Raw genomic sequence first — 18,398 nt, forward strand, 5'->3', positions numbered from 1 at the left:
CGGGGAGTGCCGCGGGGTCAGCTGCGGGTGCGGTTCCGCGCGCCGTAGCGCTGGTTGAACTTCTCGACCCGGCCGGCGGTGTCCAGCACGCGCTGGTTGCCGGTCCAGAACGGGTGGGACGACGCGCTGATCTCGACCGGGACCACCGGCAGGGTCTCGCCGTCGAGCTCGATCGTCCGGCTCGTCTGCACCGTCGAACGGGTCCGGAACGTCGCACCCGTCGAGGTGTCCTGGAAGACGACGGTGCGGTACTCGGGGTGGATGCCGTTGCGCATGGCTGGTCCTCTCGGTCTGCGCGGGACGTCCGCCCCCGTTGGGGCGGGCTGATCGCGTCGGTACGGACAACAAACCGACGCCGCGGTTGTTCCCGGCCCGCGGCTCGTCGCCGCCGTCACGGCCTCCCGCTACGCGGTGCTGGCCACCGACCCCAGCTCGGGCCGCAGCGCCTCGACGAGCTCGCGGCGCGGTGGTGCGGCCGGCGCGCCCGGGGCACCGCTCGGCGTCCCGGGCGGGGCGCTCGCCGCCGCCCCGGGCACCGGCCGTCCCGGCAGCCACCCCGCGGCCAGCAGGTCGGCCACCCGGGGGCGCACCTCCGCCAGTGCCTCGGGCGGGTCCACCAGGTGCATGTGCCGCAGCACCGCCCGGCCGACCGTGCGGTCGGCACCGGCGGCCGCCAGCACCAGCAGGTGCGGGACCTCCGGACCGGCGGGCGGCCTGCCGACCGCCGGGCCCCCGCCGTCGCGCACCGCGCGCCACATCGCGGCGCGCGCCTCGTCGGTGCGCCGCGCGTCGTCGAACCAGGCCCGCAGCTCCCCCCGGCTCCAGGCGTCCAGCTCCGCGCGCCAGGAGCGGGCGTCGGCCGGCGCGGCGGCGACCGCGCCGGCGAGGCGGAGCGCGTGGGAGACGGCGAGCGAGGTGCCCCGGCCGAAGTGCGGGTTGGTCGTGCACACGGCGTCGGCGAGCGGCTGCAACCCGAGCGGGGCCGACCCGGCCAGCTCCCGGAAGGTGTTGCGCAGCCCGCCCATGACCACCACGTCCGAGACCGGTTCGGCCCGGTCGGCGTCGGTCCAGGTGGCGGCCAGCGGGACCAGCCGGGTGGCCGCCTCGAACGCCGCGGTCTCGCGCAGCCCGGTCAGCCCGGGGTCGTCGGGCAGCCGGGTGAAGCAGACGGTGAACACGTCCGCGTCGTGCGGGAACACCAGCAGCGTGTAGCCGTCGCCCTCGGCCACGGAGATGACCCCGCGGTTCACCGGCCCGAAGGAGGCGCCGGGCCGGAGGCGGTAGCGGCGCGAGGTGTAGACCTCGTCGGCCGGGGAGTCGACGACCTCCTGCAGCCAGGGGCGGGACACCCGTCCGCGGCGCCCGGTGGCGTCGACCACCAGGTCGGCGGGCAGCACCCGCCCGTCGGCCAGCTCCACCCCGGTGACCGCACCGCCGTCGACCCGCACCTCGCGGACCGCGGCGTAGACCATCGCCACGCCCGGCTCGGCCTCGGCCGTGCCGCGCAGCACCCACTCCAGCGTGCTGCGCCGGCACCACATCGCCCGCAGGCCGTCGACCAGCTCGACCTGCGGCACGCCGATCGCCCGCAGGCTGTCCAGCACGTCGGGGAGCCCGCGCTCCAGCTCGTGGAACAGCCGGGCCAGGAAGGCGTGCGGCTGCTGGAACTGCGCCACCCCGCGCCGCGGCCACGCGGCCGCGCCGGCCACGTCCGCCGGCCGGGGTGAGTCGTCCCGGTCGACGACCTGCACCCGGTGCCCCTGGCGGGCCAGGGCCAGGGCTGCGGTCAGCCCGGCCACGCCGCCCCCTGCGATCACGACCTGCATCGACGTCGTCCGTTCCCCGTCTCGACCGGGTGGCCCCGTGCCTGGTCGGTGGAAGCTACAACCAACGATCGGGTCGCACCAGCGCCACGCACGCCGGCCGGACGACGCCCGGTGACCCGTTCGTGATCCCCGGCTGGTTAGGTGAGCCTCACCTGACCGACCCGAGGAGTCCTCCGTGCACCACCGCACCACCCTGGCCGGCACCGCCCTGCTCGCGGCCGCACTCGTCCTGACCGGCTGCAGCTCCGGGGCGGAGGAGGCCACCGCAGCCGCGCCGAGCAGCTCCTCGGCGGCCTTCCCGGTCACGCTGGAGCACGCGTTCGGGGAGACGACGATCGCCGAGGAGCCGCAGCGGGTGGTGACCTGGGGCTTCGGCAGCACCGACGCCGCCCTCGCGCTGGGCGTCGTCCCGGTCGCCATCCCGTTCCAGGCCTACGGCGGGGACGCCGAGGGCGTGCTGCCGTGGATCGCCGAGGAGCTCGACGCGCTGGGCGCCGAGACGCCGACCGTCCTCCCCGACACCGAGGAGGTGCCCTTCGAGGCGATCGCGGCCGCCGACCCCGACGTCGTCCTGGCCAACTACTCCGGCATCACGCAGGAGGACTACGAGAAGCTGTCGGCGCTGGCCCCGACGGTCGCCTACCCGGGCGAGGCCTGGACGACGCCGTGGCGCGAGGTCGTCACCACGGTGGGCCGGGCGCTGGGCCGGGCCGAGGACGCCGAGCAGCTCGTCGCCGACACCGAGCAGGCGGTCGCCGAGGCGGCCGCCGAGCACCCCGAGCTGCAGGGCCGGAGCGTCGCCGCGGTGTGGGACGTGCCGCCGACCCTCTACGTCTACGCGGCCGCCGACCCCCGGGTCGAGTTCCTCACCGACCTGGGCCTGACCGTGGCCCCGAGCGTGACCGCGCTGTCGACCGGGGACTCGACCTTCTACTCCACGCTGAGCTACGAGCGGGCGGCAGAGCTGGACAGCGACATCCTGCTCAGCTACGCCTCCAGCCAGGCCGAGGCCGACGCCTTCGCGGCGCAGCCGTACACCGCGACCATCCCGGCGGTCGCCGCCGGGCACCACGCCACCCTCGTCGGCGACGAGCTCATCGCCGCCGTCTCCCCGCCCACGGTGCTGTCGATGACCTGGGACCTGGACGACTACCTGACCGCGCTCTCCGCCGCCGCCTGACCCCCACCCCTGACCTGGAGCCCCGCATGCCCTCCCGCCTCGCCCTCCGCGGCGCCACCCTGCTGGCCGTCGCCCTCGCCGTCACCAGCTGCAGCTCCGACTCGGGCGGGGACACCCCCGACGCGGGCAGCAGCGCCGGCAGCAGCTCCTCCGGCGCCTTCCCGGTGACCGTCGGCACCGCCTTCGGCGACGTCACCGTCGACGAGGAGCCCACCCGCGTGGTCGCCCTGGGCTGGGGGGACGCCGAGACGGCGCTCGCGCTCGGCGTGCAGCCGGTCGGGGCCAGCGACTGGCTGGCCTTCGGCGGCGAGGGCGTCGGCCCGTGGGCCGCCGGGGAGTACGACGAGGCGCCGGAGCTCATCGACACCCTCGAGCCGAGCTACGAGGCGATCGCGGCGCTGCAGCCGGACCTGATCCTGGACACCAAGTCCCCGGCCACCCAGGACCGCTTCGACAAGCTCAGCGCGATCGCGCCGACCATCAGCCAGCCGGAGGGGGCCGACCCGTACCTGACCTCCTCGGCCGACCAGCTGGCGATGATCGGCGAGGCGCTGGGGAAGACCGACGAGGCGACCGCGCTGCAGGAGCAGGTCGACCAGGCCTTCACCGACGCGGCGGCGGCGCACCCGGAGTTCGCCGGCACCTCGGTGGCGGTGGCCGCCTACAGCTCCGAGGGCTTCGGCGCCTACGTGGAGGGCGACGCCCGGGTCGACTTCATGGAGCAGCTCGGCTTCACGCTCAAGCCGGAGATCCAGGCGCTGGCCACCGACAGCTTCTTCGTGTCGGTCAGCGAGGAGCAGCTGCCGCTGCTCGACGCCGGCCTGACCGTGGCGTTCCCGATCTTCGTCGACGCCGCGCAGATCACCGGCAACCCGCTGTGGCAGGCGATCCCGTCGGTGCAGGCCGGGCACGCGGTGGTGCTGGAGGACGAGACGCTGACCAGCGCCTTCTCGATCGGCACGCCGCAGGGCATCCAGTACGCCCTGGACAACGCCGTCCCGCTGTTCGCCGACGCGCTGAGCTGAGCCGCCGGGCGGCTCCCGGGGTCAGCCCCGGAGCCGCCCGGTCTCGTCCACCGTCCAGCCCGCCACCGCGGCGGTCATCCGGTCGCCGAGGGCCGCCAGCAGCTCCGCCCCCTCCGCCGCCGACGCGCCGGTCGGGTCCCCGAGGACGCCGTCCGGGCTCACCGCCCGCACCCCCTCGGCCCGCAGCCGGGGCAGCAGCTCGCTGATCGGCGCCGTCTCCCCCGCCGCGGCCAGCGCCTCGCGCACCGCTCCCGGTTCCACGTGCAACAGCAGGGACGTCTCGGTCCGCCCGGCGTGCGCGTCCCCGCCGGGCACGCCGCACGGGAACCAGGCGACGTCCCGGCCCTCGGCCCGCAGCAGCGGCACCGCGGTGCGCAGCGCGTCGAGGTTGCCGCCGTGCCCGTTGACCACCAGCAGCCGGCCGGCCCAGCGCCCGGCCGAGCGGCCGTACTCGACCAGCAGCGCGCTCAGCGCCTCGGTCCCGATCGAGATCGTGCCGGGGAAGCCCTCGTGCTCGCCGCTGGCGCCGTAGGCGAGGGCCGGGGCCAGCACCGCGTCGTCCAGCCGGGGGACGACGGCCTCCGCGACGGCCTGCGCCACGACGGTGTCGGTGGCCATCGGCAGGTGCCGGCCGTGCTGCTCCACCGACCCCAGCGGGACGACGACCAGCGGTGCGCCGGCGACCTCGGGCCAGGTGGCGTGGGTCAGCCTCACGACCGCGACCCTGCCAGACCCGGTGTGTGGCCCCCCACCCGCTGGGGCACCACCGACCCCATGACGACGACCGACGAGACCCGCAAGGTGGCCGACCTGCTGAAGGACGAGCGGATCGCCGTGTTCACCACCACCGCACCCGACGGCACGCTGATGAGCCGGCCGATGGCCCTGCAGGAGGTCGAGTTCGACGGCGACCTGTGGTTCTTCGCCTCCCGCGACTCGCGCAAGGTCACCCACGTCACCGCGAACCCGCAGGTGAACGTGGCCACCGCCGGGAGCGACAGCTGGGTGTCGCTGACCGGGCACGCCGTGGTGGTCGACGACCTCGCGAAGAAGCGGGAGCTGTGGAACTCCGGCGTCGCGGCCTGGTTCCCCGACGGCCCGGACGACGCCGGCATCGTGCTGCTCCGCGTCGACGCCGCCTCGGCGGAGTACTGGGACAACCCCGGCGGGAAGATCGCCACCGCGCTCAGCTTCGCCAAGGCCAAGGTGACCGGGAAGCCGTACTCCGGCGGGGAGAACGAGACCGTCGACCTCTGACCTCGAGCGAGGATCGTGATCCACGCCACGACGCGGTAACGTGGCACTCAGTGCCAGCGTCGGCCGCGCGAGCGTCCGGTGGCGGCCGGCCGACGTCGTCGAGGAGCAGGAGCACCCAGTGGCCAACCCGTGGTTCGAGTCCGTGGCAGAAGCGCAGCGCCGGGCGAAGAAGCGGCTGCCCAAGGGCGTGTACGGCGCACTGGTGGCCGGCTCCGAGCGCGGGCTGACCGTCGACGACAACACCGCCGCCTTCGGTGAGCTCGGCTTCGCCCCGCACACCGCCGGGCTGGCCAACGACAAGCAGATGGCGACCCGGGTCATGGGCCAGGACATCGCGCTCCCGGTGCTGATCAGCCCCACCGGCGTGCAGGCCGTGCACCCCGACGGCGAGGTGGCCGTCGCCCGCGCCGCCGCCGCCCGCGGCACCGCGATGGGCCTGTCGTCGATGGCGAGCAAGCCGATGGAGGAGGTCATCGCGGCCAACCCGAAGACGTTCTTCCAGCTGTACTGGGTCGGCGACCGCGACGTCATGGCCGCCAAGGTCGAGCGCGCCCGCAACGCCGGCGCCGCCGGGCTGATCGCCACCCTGGACTGGTCGTTCTCCTACGGCCGCGACTGGGGCAGCCCGTTCATCCCGGAGCGGATCAACCTGGAGGCGGTGCGCCGGTACGCCCCCCAGGTGGCCCTCAAGCCCAGCTGGCTGTGGGACTTCGCCAAGACCAAGAAGCTGCCCGACCTCACCGTGCCGAACATGGTCGCCACCCCCGGCGACAAGGCCCCCACCTTCTTCGAGGCCTACGGCCAGTGGATGCAGTCCCCGATGCCGAGCTGGGACGACGTCGCCTGGCTGCGCGAGCTGTGGGGCGCCGACCGGCCGTTCATGCTCAAGGGCGTCATGCGGGTCGACGACGCGCACCGCGCCGTCGACGCCGGGGTCACCGCGATCTCGGTGTCCAACCACGGCGGCAACAACCTCGACGGGACCCCGGCCTCGATCCGGGCCCTGCCGGCGGTGGCCGCGGCCGTCGGCGACCAGGTCGAGGTGCTGCTGGACGGCGGCATCCGCCGCGGCAGCGACGTCGCGAAGGCCCTGGCGCTGGGCGCCAAGGCGGTCATGATCGGCCGCGCCTACCTGTGGGGCCTCGCCGCCAACGGCCAGGCCGGGGTGGAGAACGTGCTCGACCTGCTGCGCGACGGCCTGGGCTCGGCGCTGATCGGCCTCGGCCACACCTCCATCGACCAGTTCGGCCCCGGCGACCTGGTCATCCCGCCGGGCTTCGAGCGCCACCTGGGCACCGCCGGCGCCGACGCCCCCCTCGGCAACCCCGCCTCCAGCGCCTGACCGAGCAGCCCTCTTCCGCCGAGAGCGCGCTCTTGCCGGAAGAGGGCTACTCCGCGAAGACGGCGGTGAGGGCGGCGGCGACGTCGCGGTGGTCGCGGACCAGCCGCAGCCGGCCCCGACCGGCGCGGGCCAGGTCGCGGCCCAGCTCGACGTCGTCCTCGCCCGAGGTGTCCAGCAGCACGTCCAGCCGGGGCAGCCGGGCCGCGGTGAGCCGCGGGTCGGGCCCGGCGTTGTGCACGCAGTCGCTGAGCAGCAGCACCCGCGCGTCCCGGGCCGGCACTCCGGCCAGCTGCCGGGCGGCCGTCTCCAGCGCGAAGGTCACGTTGGTCAGCCCCTGCGTCGGCACCCGCAGCAGCAGGTCGAGCACGGCCAGCGGGGCGATCTGCTCCCCGCGCCGCACCAGCACCGCGGCGTCGGACCAGAAGGCGACGACGGCGAGGGAGTCCCGGGCGAGCTCGCCGGCCAGCGCGCCCACCGTGGCCGCCGCCGTCCGGACCCGCTCCCCCTTCATCGACCCGGACACGTCGACCACCAGGACGACGGAGCGCCGCTGGCGGACCCGTTCCCGGACGAGGATCTCGGTCTCCTCCGGGTAGGGGTTGCCGGCCAGCGCCTCGAGCGTGCGTTCCAGGTCCAGCTCGTCCGATCCGCCGGCCCACGGCAGGGTGGCCAGCTCGCCGACCCCGCGCCGCGACCGCCGGTCCCGTGGCGGCCGGGGGACCGCGAGCCGGCGGGCGATCTGCCGGGCGCGGGCACGGGTGAGCTGGTCGACCGAGCTCTCGGTCTGCAGGTCGGCCAGCGGGATCAGGTCGGCCGGCTCGTCCGTCGTCCCCGACGCCGTGCCCCCGGGCCGGGACGGACCGGTCCGGTCCCGCCGGCGGTCACCCGAGGACAGCGCCAGGCCGCCCCCGCCCCGCGCCGGCTCGTAGAGCGAGGGCTGCTCGGTGAGCTGCTTGGGCCGGCGCCGGAGCGGGCGCATCCCCCGGGGCGCCCCGGTGCGGTCGCGCCGGGTGAGCGGGGAGTCGGCCTCGACGGCTCTTCAACCGGGCTCGGCCGCGGCCGGCTGGAGCAGGAAGTGGTCCTCCCAGATCTCCCGGAGCACCGCCTCCGGGCTGGACTCGAGCGTCTCGTCGAGGAAGATCCGCCCGGACAGCGCCAGCAGGACGGCGTCCAGCACCACGTCGGTGTACTCCTCCGGCAGCCCGCGCGGCGGGGCGACCGACGGCTCGTCGGGCAGCGGCACCCCCCGCATCGCGGCCAGCTGGGCGGCGACCAGCGCGGTGTCGATGGCGCCGCGGACGCTGCTGCCCTGCCGGACGTCGTCGCGCTCGCGGGTCGCCCGGGTCAGCGCGACGGCGTCGGCGACCAGCCGCGGCGACTCCACGCCGGTGCGCCGGCCGACGATGCCGCGCTCGGCCTCGGCGTCCTGGTAGCCGATCGCCAGCCGGCACAGCCGGTCGTGCACCGAGGTCGACAGCCGCGTCGTCCCGACGTTGTCGTAGGGGTTCATCGAGGCGATCACCCGGAAGCTGGGCAGCGCCTCGACGACACCGACCCGGGGCACCGCGATCCGGCGCTCGGCCATGGCGGTGAGCAGCGTGTTCAGGGTGTCCTCGGGCGCCCGGTTGAACTCCTCGACGTAGAGGAACCCGCCCGCGCGCATCGCCTCGACCAGCGGGCCGGGGACGAAGTTGTCCGGGGAGTAGTCCTCGCGGAGCACCCGCGCCGGGTCGTGGTGCCCGACCAGCCGGGTGGGCGTGAGGTCGGCGTTGCCCTCGACGAAGACCAGCGGGATGCCCCACTCCGCGGTGATCGAGCGCAGCAGCGTGGACTTGGAGGTGCCCGGCGGCCCCTCGAGCAGGACGTCGCGGCCGGCGGCGACCGCGGCCAGCAGCAGGTCCAGCTCCCGGGCGCGGCCCACCAGGTGGCGGGCGACCCGGGCGCGGACGGCGCGCACCGAGTCGCCGTCGTCGCCGGTGACCCGGCTGCCGGTGACCAGCGGGTCGTCGCCGGTGGAGTGCGAGATGTGCTCGTTCAGGACGCCCTCCTCGGGCTCTCGGTACCGAGTGCACCGTGCTCCCGGTACCGAGAGCCCGGGGGTCGGCTACTTGACGGTGTACCCGGCGTCGACGGGGAGCGTCACGCCGGTGATGTAGCGCGCCTCGTCGGAGACGAGGAACAGGATCGCGTTGGAGATGTCGACCGGCTCCACCCACGGCACCGGCAGCGCGTTGGTCGACTGGAAGATCGGCTCGGCCTTCTCCCGGCTGGGTGCCGGGTCGTCGGGCGCGAACAGCCCCCAGGTCTTCTGGTTCTGGATCATCACCGTGTCGACCCCGGTCGGGTGCACGGAGTTGACCCGGATCGAGTGCCCGGCGAACTCGTTGGCCAGGGTGCGCATGATCCCCACGACGCCGTGCTTGGCCGCCGTGTAGTGGATGGTGTTCGGCGTCCCCTTGAGCCCCGCCGTGGAGCTGGTGAGCACGATCGCCCCACCCCGGCCGCCCTCGATCAGGTGCGGCAGCGCGACCTTGCAGGTGTTCCAGACGCCGGTGAGGTTGATGTCGATCATCTCCCGCCAGGCGTCGTCGGTGACCTCCAGCGCCGGCTGGATCTCGAAGACCCCGGCGTTGCCCAGCACGATGTCCAGCCGGCCGAGCTGGGCGACCCCCTCGTCGACGGCGGCCTGGAGCGCGGCGGTGTCCCGGACGTCGGCCTTGGTGGCGACGATCCGCCGGTCCAGCGCCTCGACCTGGCGCACCGTCTCGGCCAGGTCGTCCTCGGTGGCCGGCGGGTACATCTCGATCGACTCGACCGGTCCGGCGATGTCGACGGCGATGATGTCGGCGCCCTCCTGCGCCAGCCGCAGCGCGTGGCTGCGGCCCTGGCTCCGGGCGGCACCGGTGATGAGGGCGACCTTGCCCTCGACCCGCCCGGTCATCGGACGGTGAAGCCGGCGTCGACCGGCAGTGTCACGCCGGTGACGTACCGGCCCTCGTCGCTGACCAGGAAGGCGATCGCGTTGGAGATGTCGACCGCCTCGATGATCTCGACCGGCATCAGGTTCGCCAGCATCGACGCGGCGTCCGGGTTGGCCTCGATCCACGTCCCGATCACCTCGTTCAGGACCATCGGCGTCGAGACCCCCGTGGGATGGACGGTGTTGACCCGGATGTTGTGCGGCGCCAGCCAGTGGGCGAAGCTGCGCATCAGCCCGACGACGCCGTGCTTGGCCGCCGCGTACCCCGAGGTGGCCCCGCTGCCGTCACCACCACGGCCGGTCAGGCCCTGGGTCGAGCTGGTCAGCACGATCGCGCCGCCGTCCCCCTGCTCGATCATGCGCGGCGCGGCGACGTGCACGGTGTTGTAGACGCCGGTGAGGTTGACCCCGATGACCTCGTCCCAGGTCTTGTAGGTGTCCGGCTCCGGGCCGCCCTGCTGGGCGATGCCGGCGTTGGCCAGCACGATGTCCACCCGACCGAGCTCGGCGACGCCCGCGTCGAGCGCGGCCTGCATCGCGGCGGCGTCCCGGACGTCGGCCTGGCTGGTCACGATCCGCCGGTCGAGCGCCTCGACCTGCCGCGCCGTCTCCGCCAGGTCCTCCGGTGTCGCCATCGGGTAGGCGACCGTCTCCAGCTGCGCACACAGGTCCAGCGCGATGATGTCGGCGCCCTCCTGCGCCAACCGGACGGCGTGGCTGCGGCCCTGACCGCGGGCCGCACCGGTGATGAAGGCGACCTTGCCCTCGAGCTTGCCCATGACCTTCTCCTCGCTGGGACATCACGTGATGGCGCACAGGGGTGGTGCGCCCCAGCAGCCCTGGCGCCGGGCAGGGCTGATGGGGACGGGTCAGCGGACCGGGAGCGCGCGTGCTGTTCCTGCGGTCCCGCTGCGGACGTGCCTGGACGCGGCCGGACCACCCGGGGTCAGACCGTCGGGGCCCCTTCCGGGGCGGCGGCCGCCGGCCGCCCGGCTGGCGGGTGCCAGGCCGCCGGGCCGCGCAGGTACCAGGGGCGGGACAGCTGGAGGGAGACCAGGGCGGGGAGCACGATGCAGTCGACGACGGTCACGTGCTCCCCTCCCTGGTCCGGTCGGTCGGTGGGTCGGCGGGTCGGTGGGCTCAGCTCAGCTGCAGGCCGGCCAGCGGCGACTCGTCGCAGATCTTGGCCGGGATGGCCGGCATGCCCAGCAGCGTCGGCTGGCCGCGGACCGGGCCCTTGTGCGAGTGGTCGATGTGGCTCTTCGGGGTGACCAGCTCCAGGTCGCGGGCGGCCAGGGCGGTCTCCCCGTAGCCCTGCACGCACTCCGGGTCCGGTCCGTCCAGCGGCAGGCCGGTGAAGAACTTGGCCGCCATGCAGCCACCGCGGCAGGAGTCGAAGTGCTGGCACTTCGTGCAGGCGCCACCGGTCTGCGGGTTGCGCAGGTCGGCGAACAGCTCGCTGTGCTGCCACACCTGCTGGAAGCCGCCGGGCGAGCGCACGTTGCCGGCGAGGAACTGCTCGTGGATGGCGAACGGGCAGGCGTAGACGTCGCCGACCGGGTCGATCAGGCACACCACCCGGCCGGCGCCGCACAGGTTCAGCCCGGGCAGGGCCTCGCCGAGGGCGGACAGGTGGAAGAACGAGTCGCCGGTGAGCACCTGGTCGCCGTTGGCCAGCAGCCACTGGTAGAGGTCGCGCTGCTGCGCCTGGGTCGGGTGCAGCCGGTCCCAGACGTCGGCGCCGCGGCCGGACGGGCGGAACCGGGTGATCCGCAGCTGGGCGCCGTAGCGGTCGGTGAGCGCCTTGAACTCGTCGAGCTGCCCGGCGTTCTCCCGGGTGACGACGACGGAGACCTTGAAGTCCTTCATCCCGGCCTCGGCCAGGTTCTCCAATGCGCGGGTGGCGGTGGCGAACGACCCGGTGCCGCGGACGGCGTCGTTCACCTCGGCGGTGGCGCCGTCCAGGGAGATCTGCACGTCGACGTAGTCGGTGCGGGCCAGCTGCTGGGCGCGGGCCCGGTCCAGCTTGATCCCGTTGGTGGAGAACTTGACCCCGACGTCGTGGCCGATCGCGTAGTCCAGCAGGTGCCAGAAGTCCGGCCGGACGGTCGGCTCACCGCCACCGACGTTGACGTAGAAGACCTGCATCCGCTGCAGCTCGTCGATGACCGCCTCGGCCTCGGCGGTGCTCAGCTCGCGCGGGTCCCGCCGTCCGGAGGAGGACAGGCAGTGCACGCAGGCGAGGTTGCAGGCGTAGGTGAGCTCCCAGGTCAGGCAGATGGGTGCGTCCAGGCCGTACTCGAACTGGTCGATGAGCTTCCCGCCGGTGGGGCGCTCGGTGGGGCGGGAGGGCAGGACGGCGGTCACGCTGACTCCTCGGTGCGGCGTTGGATCATCTGCGAGCGGGCGAGCGTGGCCAGTGCGGTGACGTACGCCGGGTGCTGCGCCTCGGGCACCGCGCAGGCGACCAGGGTGCTCGGCACGTCGGGGTGGGCCTCGAGGGCCGTCACGACCGCGACCAGCGGCTTGGACTTCAGGAACGACAGCTTCCGGTTGCCGAAGTGGTAGACGAGCGCGCCGAACGGCTCCGGGCGCAGCGCCACCGACGGGGACTTCCGCCAGGGCAGCGACGGGTCGAAGGGCACCTCGTCAGCGGGGATGTCGGCCGGGACGGTCACCGCTCCCGCGGCCGGCTGCCCGGCCGCGGGAGCGGGAGCGGGGTCGGTCAACGGAGCGTCGCTCAGTAGACGCCGCACATGCCGTCGATGGAGACCTCCTCGACCAGCGAGTCCTCGACGAGCACCTCCTCGGTGGCGGCCGGGGTCTCGGTGCGGGTCTCGTCCTGCGTCGTCTCGGGCACGGTGCCTCCGGAGTGATCTGGTTCACGAACGGACGAGGCCGACGCTAGTGACACCGAGTGCCACCGGCAAGAGGGAGTTCCGGACGTCCAGGACCTGCACAGCGAGCACCCCGGCCGCTCCCAGACCGGCAGCCGATGCTCGGTCGGGCACCCACCAGACCCGGAGGTCCCCGTGCTCACCGTCGCCGTGCTCGTCGTCTTCTTCGCCCTGCTCACCGTCGCCGACGTGCTCCCCGGCCAGGCCGGCGCACCGGGGCTGGTGGCGCCGGTCCGCTGAGCCCGCCCGCCCCGCGCCCCGTGTCGTCGTCCGACCGCGGCTCCGGCGGCCGGGCGCAGGGCAGACTGGGGTCATGACCCAGACAGTGGTCGCCCCCGACGCGCGCGAGGAGACCCGCGCCCGGATCGAGCAGGCCGCCCTCGACCTCTTCACCGACCAGGGCTTCGAGCAGGTGACCATCGACGAGATCGCCGAGGCCGCCGGCATCAGCCGCCGGACGTTCTTCCGCTACGTGAGCGCCAAGGCCGACGCCGTGTGGGGAGACTTCGACGCCCACGTCGTCCGGCTGGAGGGGATGCTCGCCGCCACGGCCAACGACCAGTCGGTGCTGGCCTCGATCTGCGCGGCGTACGTCGAGGTGAACGACTACGCGCTCGAGGACCTGCCGATGCTGCGGCAGCGGATGCGGCTGATCCTCACCGAGCCGGCGCTGCAGGCGCACTCCCAGGTCCGGTACGCCGCCGTCGACCGGGTCGTCGCCGCGCACGTCGCCCGCCGCACCGGGGTCACCCCGGACGCGCTCGTCCCGCGGCTGGTGGCCACCAGCACCCGCGCGGCGGCGACGACGGCCTTCGAGGTCTGGCTGGCCGACGGGCAGAGCTCGCTGGGCACGGTGCTGCACCAGGCCTTCGACGAGCTGGCCGCCGGGTTCCCGTCGCTGCGGGGGCAGCCCGGGGGCGCGACCGGTCTCCCGGCCGCGCCCCCGGGCTGAGGGTCAGACGGTCGTGCTGCTCTTCTCCGAGATGCCGCGCAGCACCTCGGAGGGGCGCTGCTGCTCACCGGCGTAGGAGCTGATGACCACGAGGGTCCCGGTGAGGGCCGGGATGACCCACTGCAGCTGGTCGAGCTTGTTCTGCGCGGCGGCGATGTCGGCGCGGGCCCGCCGCGAGGGCTTGGTGCCCCGCCTCGAGGGCGTCGCGCCGCCCTGCTTCACGACGTTGCCCAGGACCCGGCTGTAGGCCGTCACGCCGAGCGCGGCGGCGGTGAGCAGGGTCTTGGCGGCCGACATGCCGCCGACGCCCTTCTGCTGGGCGACCCGGTCCTTGTTGGCGCCGAGCTGGCCGATGCTGCCGACCAGGTGCGCGCCGATGGCGGCGGCGTTGACCGGGGTCCACCGGTTCCAGCCGGCGTTGGCGACGGCGCCGGTGGACTTGGCGCTGCCGGCCTCGCCGGCCGCCGCGTTGAGCGCGACGGCGTTGGCGAGCGTGCCGCCGAACCAGGCGGCGAGGCCGACGTCGTGCAGGGAGCGGGACAGGGTGTTGGTGGCCATTGCGGGCTCCTCGTGTCGGGGGGTGTGTGGAACCGGCGATCGCAGAGGCCGTGGGGCCTCCGCTCGCATGGGGTTCCGTTACCCGCCCGTTTCCGTTGCACCCGTCCGATCTCCTGCTGTCTGCCAGACCGCGGGTCACCGATGAGCCGGCCGCGCGCGCCCGGTCTCTCTGGTGACCCGACCGCTACGCAGGAGGACCGTGCGATGACCACACCCCGCGAGACCGCCGAGGCCTTCTCCGGCCACCGCTTCGCCGACGCCTACCCCGCGCTGGCGCCCGACGTGCGGTGGACGAACGTCGGGCAGGGGACGCTCACCGGCCGGCAGTCCGTGGTCGACGCGTGCGAGGCCACGCTGGCCGAGCTGGCGACCACGACGACGGAGTTCACCCGTCTCGTCGTCGTCGCCGACGGCGACGTTGCCGCGGTGGACGCCGTGGGCCGGTACGTGGGCGCCGACGGGGCGGTCTCGGTGGTGTCCTCCTGCGACGTCTACGAGTTCACCGGCGGGCTGCTGACCACGATCACCAGCTACACCGTGGAGCTGGACCCGGCGGCGGGCGCGGACCGGACCTAGCGTGAACGGCGTGGCCGACCTCCACTTCTACTTCGACCCGGTGTGCCCCTTCGCCTGGATGACCAGCAGGTGGGTGCGGCTGGTGCAGGCGCAGCGGGACTACGCGGTGGACTGGCGGTTCATCTCGCTGCGGCTGGTCAACGCCGCCGTGGACTACGACGCGCAGTTCCCGCCGGACTACGAGGCCGGGCACACCGCCGGGCTGCGGCTGCTCCGGGTGGCCGCCCGGACCCGCGAGGAGCACGGCCGGGAGGCGGTGGGCAGGCTGTACGAGGCGCTGGGGCAGCGCATCTTCGACTCCCCGCCCGACCCCGACGACAGCGCCGCGCGCCGCGGCACCCGGGCGTTCGTGGCGCCGGTGCTGGCCGCGGTCGGGCTGCCCGTGACCCTGGCCGACGCGCTGGACGACGCCTCGCTGGACACCGTCGTGCAGGCCGAGACCGACGAGGCGCTCGCGCTCACCGGCCGGGACGTGGGGACCCCGATCATCCACGTCCAGCCGCCCGCCGGGGTGGCGTTCTTCGGGCCGGTGATCAGCCGGCTGCCCAGCGAGGCCGACGCCGTCCGGTTGTGGGACCACGTCGTCGGCCTGGCCTCGTTCCCAGGCTTCGCCGAGCTCAAGCGGAGCCTGCGGGAGCTGCCGCAGCTGCGCGGCCTGGGCGTCGAACCGGACGAGGTGGGCGTGCAGGAGGACTGGCACGGCGGGAGCCGCCGGCAGCGCACGTGAAGACTGCGGCCATGGAGTCCCGCACCCACGCCGGGTCGATCGTCGTCGCGACCACCCCGGAGGAGCTCTACGACCTGGTGTCCGACGTGACCCGCACCGGCGAGTGGAGCCCGGTCTGCACCGCCTGCTGGTGGGACGAGGGCGCGACCGGGCAGGTGGGCGACTGGTTCACCGGGCACAACGAGACCCCTGACCGCACCTGGGAGACCCGCAGCCAGGTCGCCGCCGCCGAGCGCGGCCGCGAGTTCGCCTGGCTGGTCGGCGGGAAGCTGGCGCGCTGGGGGTTCGTCCTGGAGCCCGTGGACGGCGGCACCCGGCTGACCGAGACCTGGGAGTTCCTGCCGGCGGGGCAGGAGATGTTCGTCGAGCGCTACGGCGAGGACGCCCCCCGCCAGGTCGAGGAGCGCACCCGCGCCGCGCACGCCGGCATCCCGGTCACGCTCGCGGCCGTCAAGCGCATCGCCGAGGCCGGCTGAGCAGCCCGGCTCTCGCGGGGCCTCCAGCGGCCGAGGTCTACGCGCGGCGGTTGTACGCCCGCAACGACAGCGGGGCGAGGAGCACGACGACGGCGGCCATCCACAGGACGGTGTCCAGGACGGGTTCGGCCACCGGCCCCCCGGTCAGGAGACCCCGCTCGGCGTCGACGAGATGGCTGACGGGGTTGGCAGCCGCGACGCCCTGCACCCAGCTCGGCATGGTCTCGATCGGCACGAAGAGGTTGCTGACGAAGGCCAGCGGGAAGATCGTCACCGCCGCGAGGCCCTGGACGGCCTGGGTCTCCTCGACCGCGAGCGCGAGCAGCACCCACGCCCACGACAGTGCGAGGGCGAAGCCCAGGGCCAGTGCACACCCGGCGAGGACCGACCCGACACCCGCGTCCAAGCGGACCCCGAGCACGAGGCCGACACCGATGAGTGCGGTCAGGGAGACCACCTGGCGGAGGACGTCGGACCCGATGTAGCCGACCAGGGGTGCGATGCGGGCGATCGGCAGGCTCCGGAAGCGGTCGAACACGCCCGCGGACAGGTCGCTGCTCAGCGACACCCCGACGCCCATGGTCGCGAACAGGGTCACCATCGCCAGGATCCCGGGGAAGACGTACTGGAGATAACTCTGCGCGTCCCCCGCGATCGCTCCGCCGAACACGAGACCGAACAGCACGAGGAAGATCGCAGGCCCGATGACCACATCGGCCAGGCTCATCGGGTTGCGCCGGATCTTGACGATCCCGCGCCAGGCCAGCGTCGCGCTCTGGGTCAGGACCTGTGCCGGGCTGGGGTGCCGGCTCAGCACCTCGGGAGTCGTCAGGTCGAGGCTCCGGGCGGTCATCACGCCTCCTCCGTGCTCGCGCCCGGCGACACGCCAGGAGCGGGGGCCGGGGTGGCCCGATGGCCGGTGAGGGCCAGGAAGACGTCGTCCAGGCTGGGCAGTCGCAGCGCCAGCTCGCTGACCTCGACGCCGGCCTGGTCCAGGCTGCGCACGATGGCGGGCATGGCCTGCCCATCGGCCACCGCAGCACTCAGCCGGCTCGTCGGGACGTCGACGACCGGATCGGTCCCGACGACGTGCGCGACGCGGCTGACAGCTTCCCGGAGCCGGCCGGGGTCGGTGACCTGCACGTCCAGGGTCTGGCGGCCCAGCCGTCGTTTCAGCTCATCGGGTGTGCCGCGGGCGGCCACCCGACCCGCGTTCATCACGACGATGTCGTCGGCGAGGTGGTCGGCCTCGTCCAGGTACTGCGTCGTCAGCACGACCGTGGAGCCCTGGGCCACGAGCGTGCGGACCACGGCCCAGGTCTCGCCACGTCGGGCGGGGTCCAGACCCGTGGTGGGCTCGTCGAGGAACACGACAGCAGGGCGGTGCACCAGGCTCGCCGCGAGGTCGAGCCGGCGCCGCATGCCGCCGGAGTAGGTCGTAGCGGGTCGGTCAGCGGCCTCCCGCAGTCCCGCGTCGTCGATGAGCTCCGCTGCACGCACCCGGGCCTGCGCCCTGGACAGCCCGAGCAGGCGTCCGATCATGATCAGGTTCTGCGTGCCGGTCAGGTCCTCGTCCACCGAGGCCTGCTGCCCGGTCAGGCCGATCAGCTGCCGGACCTGGTGGGCGTCGCGGCCGACGTCGTAGCCGCACACCTGGGCCGAGCCTCCGTCCTGCCGGAGCAGGGTGGCCAGGATCCGGATCACGGTGGTCTTGCCCGCGCCGTTCGGTCCCAGCAGCCCCAGCACCGAGCCACGACCGACCACCAGGTCGATCCCGTCGACTGCGGCTGTGTCGCCGAACCGCTTGACGAGGCCGGCGACCTCGACGGCGGGCCCGCCATGTACATCCACTGACGCCTCCTCCTGTTTCACATTACGAGTGCAACGTAACAGCGGGAAGCGTTCCTCGGCAATGCAGTCGCAATGTGAAATCCTGGCGGGGTGCCGAAGCAGGTCGACCACCACGAGCGTCGTGAGCAGATCGCGGCGGCCCTCATGCGCGTGGCAGCGACCCAGGGGCTCGCCGCGGTGAGCCTGCGCCATGTGGCGGCCGAGGCCGGCGTCACGTCGGGGATGGTCCAGCACTACTTCCCGACCAAGGACTCGATGATGGACTTCGCGATGCGGTCGGCCGGCGCGCGCTACGAGGCCCGGATGAACGACGCGATCGCCGGTCTCGGCGAACGGCCGTCGGCCCGGGAGCTGGTCGGCGCCCTGCTCATGGTCCTGCTGCCGCTGGACGAGACGCAGCAGGCGGACGCGCGCGTCGCCCTGGCCTTCCAGTCCTACGCGGCGACCAAGCTGTCCGCGGCCGAGGACCTCGGAGGGGGCAACGCCGAACTGCGCTCGTTCCTCGCCGACCAGATCCGGTCCGCACAGTCCACCGGTGCTGCACCCGGCGGCGTCGATCCCCTGCACGCCGCCACGGGCCTGTTCGCCATGGCCGAGGGCCTCGGTCTCCAGGTGCTGAGCGCCGGCCTGTCCACCGACGCCGCCATCGCGGCACTCGACGCACAGCTCGACATCACCCTCGGCCCGCCGCCCCGATGACCTGCCTCCGCCTCAACGGCGGACAGCCTGCCGCACAGCAGGTCAGGGCAGC

At 74.0% G+C, this 18,398-nt stretch carries 23 protein-coding genes; 9 read left to right on the forward strand and 14 right to left on the reverse strand.

The annotated features are described in order from the left end of the window. Nucleotides 1-17: 17 nt before the first annotated feature. On the reverse strand, nucleotides 18-275 hold the full coding sequence (locus MODMU_RS25500; RefSeq protein WP_014743309.1) for a type B 50S ribosomal protein L31: 258 nt from the start codon (nucleotides 273-275) through the stop codon (nucleotides 18-20). A gap of 129 nt (nucleotides 276-404) precedes the next feature. Next, nucleotides 405-1,826, reverse strand: a complete 1,422-nt coding sequence (locus MODMU_RS25505; protein WP_014743310.1) for an FAD-dependent oxidoreductase — start codon at nucleotides 1,824-1,826, stop codon at nucleotides 405-407. Between the two features lie 175 nt (nucleotides 1,827-2,001). Here MODMU_RS25505 and MODMU_RS25510 point away from each other — a divergent pair, with 175 nt between their 5' ends. Next, nucleotides 2,002-3,006 (forward strand): iron-siderophore ABC transporter substrate-binding protein, encoded by a 1,005-nt coding sequence (locus MODMU_RS25510; protein WP_014743312.1) that lies wholly within the window; start codon nucleotides 2,002-2,004, stop codon nucleotides 3,004-3,006. Between the two features lie 26 nt (nucleotides 3,007-3,032). Beyond that, nucleotides 3,033-4,031: an iron-siderophore ABC transporter substrate-binding protein gene (locus MODMU_RS25515; protein ID WP_014743313.1), complete on the forward strand. Its 999-nt coding sequence runs from the start codon at nucleotides 3,033-3,035 to the stop codon at nucleotides 4,029-4,031. 21 nt (nucleotides 4,032-4,052) lie between these two features. Here the strand turns inward: MODMU_RS25515 and mftE are convergent, their stop codons facing one another. Continuing rightward, nucleotides 4,053-4,745 (reverse strand): mycofactocin biosynthesis peptidyl-dipeptidase MftE, encoded by a 693-nt coding sequence (mftE, locus tag MODMU_RS25520; protein WP_014743314.1) that lies wholly within the window; start codon nucleotides 4,743-4,745, stop codon nucleotides 4,053-4,055. 60 nt (nucleotides 4,746-4,805) lie between these two features. Between mftE and MODMU_RS25525 the strand changes: the two genes are divergently transcribed. Beyond that, nucleotides 4,806-5,288 carry a pyridoxamine 5'-phosphate oxidase family protein gene (locus tag MODMU_RS25525; protein WP_041797693.1) on the forward strand — a complete coding sequence of 161 codons (483 nt, stop codon included), beginning with the start codon at nucleotides 4,806-4,808 and terminating at the stop codon, nucleotides 5,286-5,288. Between the two features lie 40 nt (nucleotides 5,289-5,328). Further along, a complete protein-coding gene (gene mftD / locus MODMU_RS25530; RefSeq protein WP_014743316.1) occupies nucleotides 5,329-6,630 on the forward strand; it encodes a pre-mycofactocin synthase MftD in 1,302 nt (433 codons plus the stop codon). A gap of 46 nt (nucleotides 6,631-6,676) precedes the next feature. Here the strand turns inward: mftD and MODMU_RS25535 are convergent, their stop codons facing one another. The 8 genes from MODMU_RS25535 to mftA form a co-directional block, all read right to left on the reverse strand. After that, nucleotides 6,677-7,609 carry a vWA domain-containing protein gene (locus MODMU_RS25535; protein ID WP_014743317.1) on the reverse strand — a complete coding sequence of 311 codons (933 nt, stop codon included), beginning with the start codon at nucleotides 7,607-7,609 and terminating at the stop codon, nucleotides 6,677-6,679. Nucleotides 7,610-7,669: 60 nt separating this feature from the next. Next, a complete protein-coding gene (locus MODMU_RS25540) occupies nucleotides 7,670-8,587 on the reverse strand; it encodes an AAA family ATPase (RefSeq protein WP_014743318.1) in 918 nt (305 codons plus the stop codon). 147 nt (nucleotides 8,588-8,734) lie between these two features. Continuing rightward, complete coding sequence (locus MODMU_RS25545) at nucleotides 8,735-9,571, reverse strand: mycofactocin-coupled SDR family oxidoreductase (RefSeq protein WP_014743319.1); 837 nt, start codon at nucleotides 9,569-9,571, stop codon at nucleotides 8,735-8,737. After that, entirely contained in the window at nucleotides 9,568-10,389 is an 822-nt protein-coding gene (locus tag MODMU_RS25550) for a mycofactocin-coupled SDR family oxidoreductase (RefSeq protein WP_014743320.1), read from the reverse strand. Before MODMU_RS25550 ends, MODMU_RS25545 begins: the two co-directional genes overlap by 4 nt. Nucleotides 10,390-10,556: 167 nt before the next feature. After that, entirely contained in the window at nucleotides 10,557-10,700 is a 144-nt protein-coding gene (locus MODMU_RS28840; RefSeq protein ID WP_166503609.1) for a hypothetical protein, read from the reverse strand. Between the two features lie 50 nt (nucleotides 10,701-10,750). Continuing rightward, nucleotides 10,751-11,977 carry a mycofactocin radical SAM maturase gene (gene mftC, locus MODMU_RS25555; protein WP_014743321.1) on the reverse strand — a complete coding sequence of 409 codons (1,227 nt, stop codon included), beginning with the start codon at nucleotides 11,975-11,977 and terminating at the stop codon, nucleotides 10,751-10,753. Further along, entirely contained in the window at nucleotides 11,974-12,339 is a 366-nt protein-coding gene (mftB, locus tag MODMU_RS25560) for a mycofactocin biosynthesis chaperone MftB (protein WP_231851725.1), read from the reverse strand. The genes mftC and mftB overlap by 4 nt, the downstream gene beginning before the upstream one ends. 11 nt (nucleotides 12,340-12,350) lie before the next feature. Beyond that, the gene (mftA, locus tag MODMU_RS27990; protein ID WP_014743323.1) at nucleotides 12,351-12,470 is read right to left on the reverse strand and encodes a mycofactocin precursor MftA; all 120 of its coding nucleotides are present in this window, start codon (nucleotides 12,468-12,470) and stop codon (nucleotides 12,351-12,353) included. A 350-nt stretch (nucleotides 12,471-12,820) separates the two neighbouring features. Here mftA and mftR point away from each other — a divergent pair, with 350 nt between their 5' ends. Then, entirely contained in the window at nucleotides 12,821-13,459 is a 639-nt protein-coding gene (mftR, locus tag MODMU_RS25565) for a mycofactocin system transcriptional regulator MftR (protein ID WP_014743324.1), read from the forward strand. Between the two features lie 3 nt (nucleotides 13,460-13,462). Here mftR and MODMU_RS25570 read toward each other — a convergent pair whose 3' ends face one another. Further along, nucleotides 13,463-14,017, reverse strand: coding sequence for a hypothetical protein (locus MODMU_RS25570; protein WP_014743325.1), 555 nt, complete (start codon nucleotides 14,015-14,017; stop codon nucleotides 13,463-13,465). 204 nt (nucleotides 14,018-14,221) lie between these two features. Here MODMU_RS25570 and MODMU_RS25575 point away from each other — a divergent pair, with 204 nt between their 5' ends. Genes MODMU_RS25575 through MODMU_RS25585 form a run of 3 tightly spaced genes read left to right on the forward strand, consistent with a single transcriptional unit; the run spans nucleotide 14,222 to nucleotide 15,796 of the window. Beyond that, nucleotides 14,222-14,593 (forward strand): nuclear transport factor 2 family protein, encoded by a 372-nt coding sequence (locus tag MODMU_RS25575; RefSeq protein WP_014743326.1) that lies wholly within the window; start codon nucleotides 14,222-14,224, stop codon nucleotides 14,591-14,593. A gap of 10 nt (nucleotides 14,594-14,603) precedes the next feature. After that, complete coding sequence (locus tag MODMU_RS25580; RefSeq protein ID WP_197537365.1) at nucleotides 14,604-15,320, forward strand: mycothiol-dependent nitroreductase Rv2466c family protein; 717 nt, start codon at nucleotides 14,604-14,606, stop codon at nucleotides 15,318-15,320. Beyond that, nucleotides 15,317-15,796 (forward strand): SRPBCC family protein, encoded by a 480-nt coding sequence (locus MODMU_RS25585; RefSeq protein WP_231851726.1) that lies wholly within the window; start codon nucleotides 15,317-15,319, stop codon nucleotides 15,794-15,796. The genes MODMU_RS25580 and MODMU_RS25585 overlap by 4 nt, the downstream gene beginning before the upstream one ends. A gap of 37 nt (nucleotides 15,797-15,833) precedes the next feature. Here MODMU_RS25585 and MODMU_RS25590 read toward each other — a convergent pair whose 3' ends face one another. Both MODMU_RS25590 and MODMU_RS25595 read right to left on the reverse strand, forming a co-directional pair. Beyond that, nucleotides 15,834-16,649 (reverse strand): ABC transporter permease, encoded by an 816-nt coding sequence (locus MODMU_RS25590; RefSeq protein ID WP_014743329.1) that lies wholly within the window; start codon nucleotides 16,647-16,649, stop codon nucleotides 15,834-15,836. Continuing rightward, complete coding sequence (locus MODMU_RS25595) at nucleotides 16,649-17,761, reverse strand: ATP-binding cassette domain-containing protein (RefSeq protein ID WP_231851727.1); 1,113 nt, start codon at nucleotides 17,759-17,761, stop codon at nucleotides 16,649-16,651. Before MODMU_RS25595 ends, MODMU_RS25590 begins: the two co-directional genes overlap by 1 nt. Here MODMU_RS25595 and MODMU_RS25600 point away from each other — a divergent pair. Continuing rightward, the gene (locus MODMU_RS25600) at nucleotides 17,738-18,346 is read left to right on the forward strand and encodes a TetR/AcrR family transcriptional regulator (RefSeq protein WP_014743331.1); all 609 of its coding nucleotides are present in this window, start codon (nucleotides 17,738-17,740) and stop codon (nucleotides 18,344-18,346) included. The genes MODMU_RS25595 and MODMU_RS25600 overlap by 24 nt on opposite strands. Nucleotides 18,347-18,398: the final 52 nt, after the last annotated feature.

Source organism: Modestobacter italicus, from assembly GCF_000306785.1.
In the GTDB taxonomy this organism is placed as follows: domain Bacteria; phylum Actinomycetota; class Actinomycetes; order Mycobacteriales; family Geodermatophilaceae; genus Modestobacter; species Modestobacter italicus.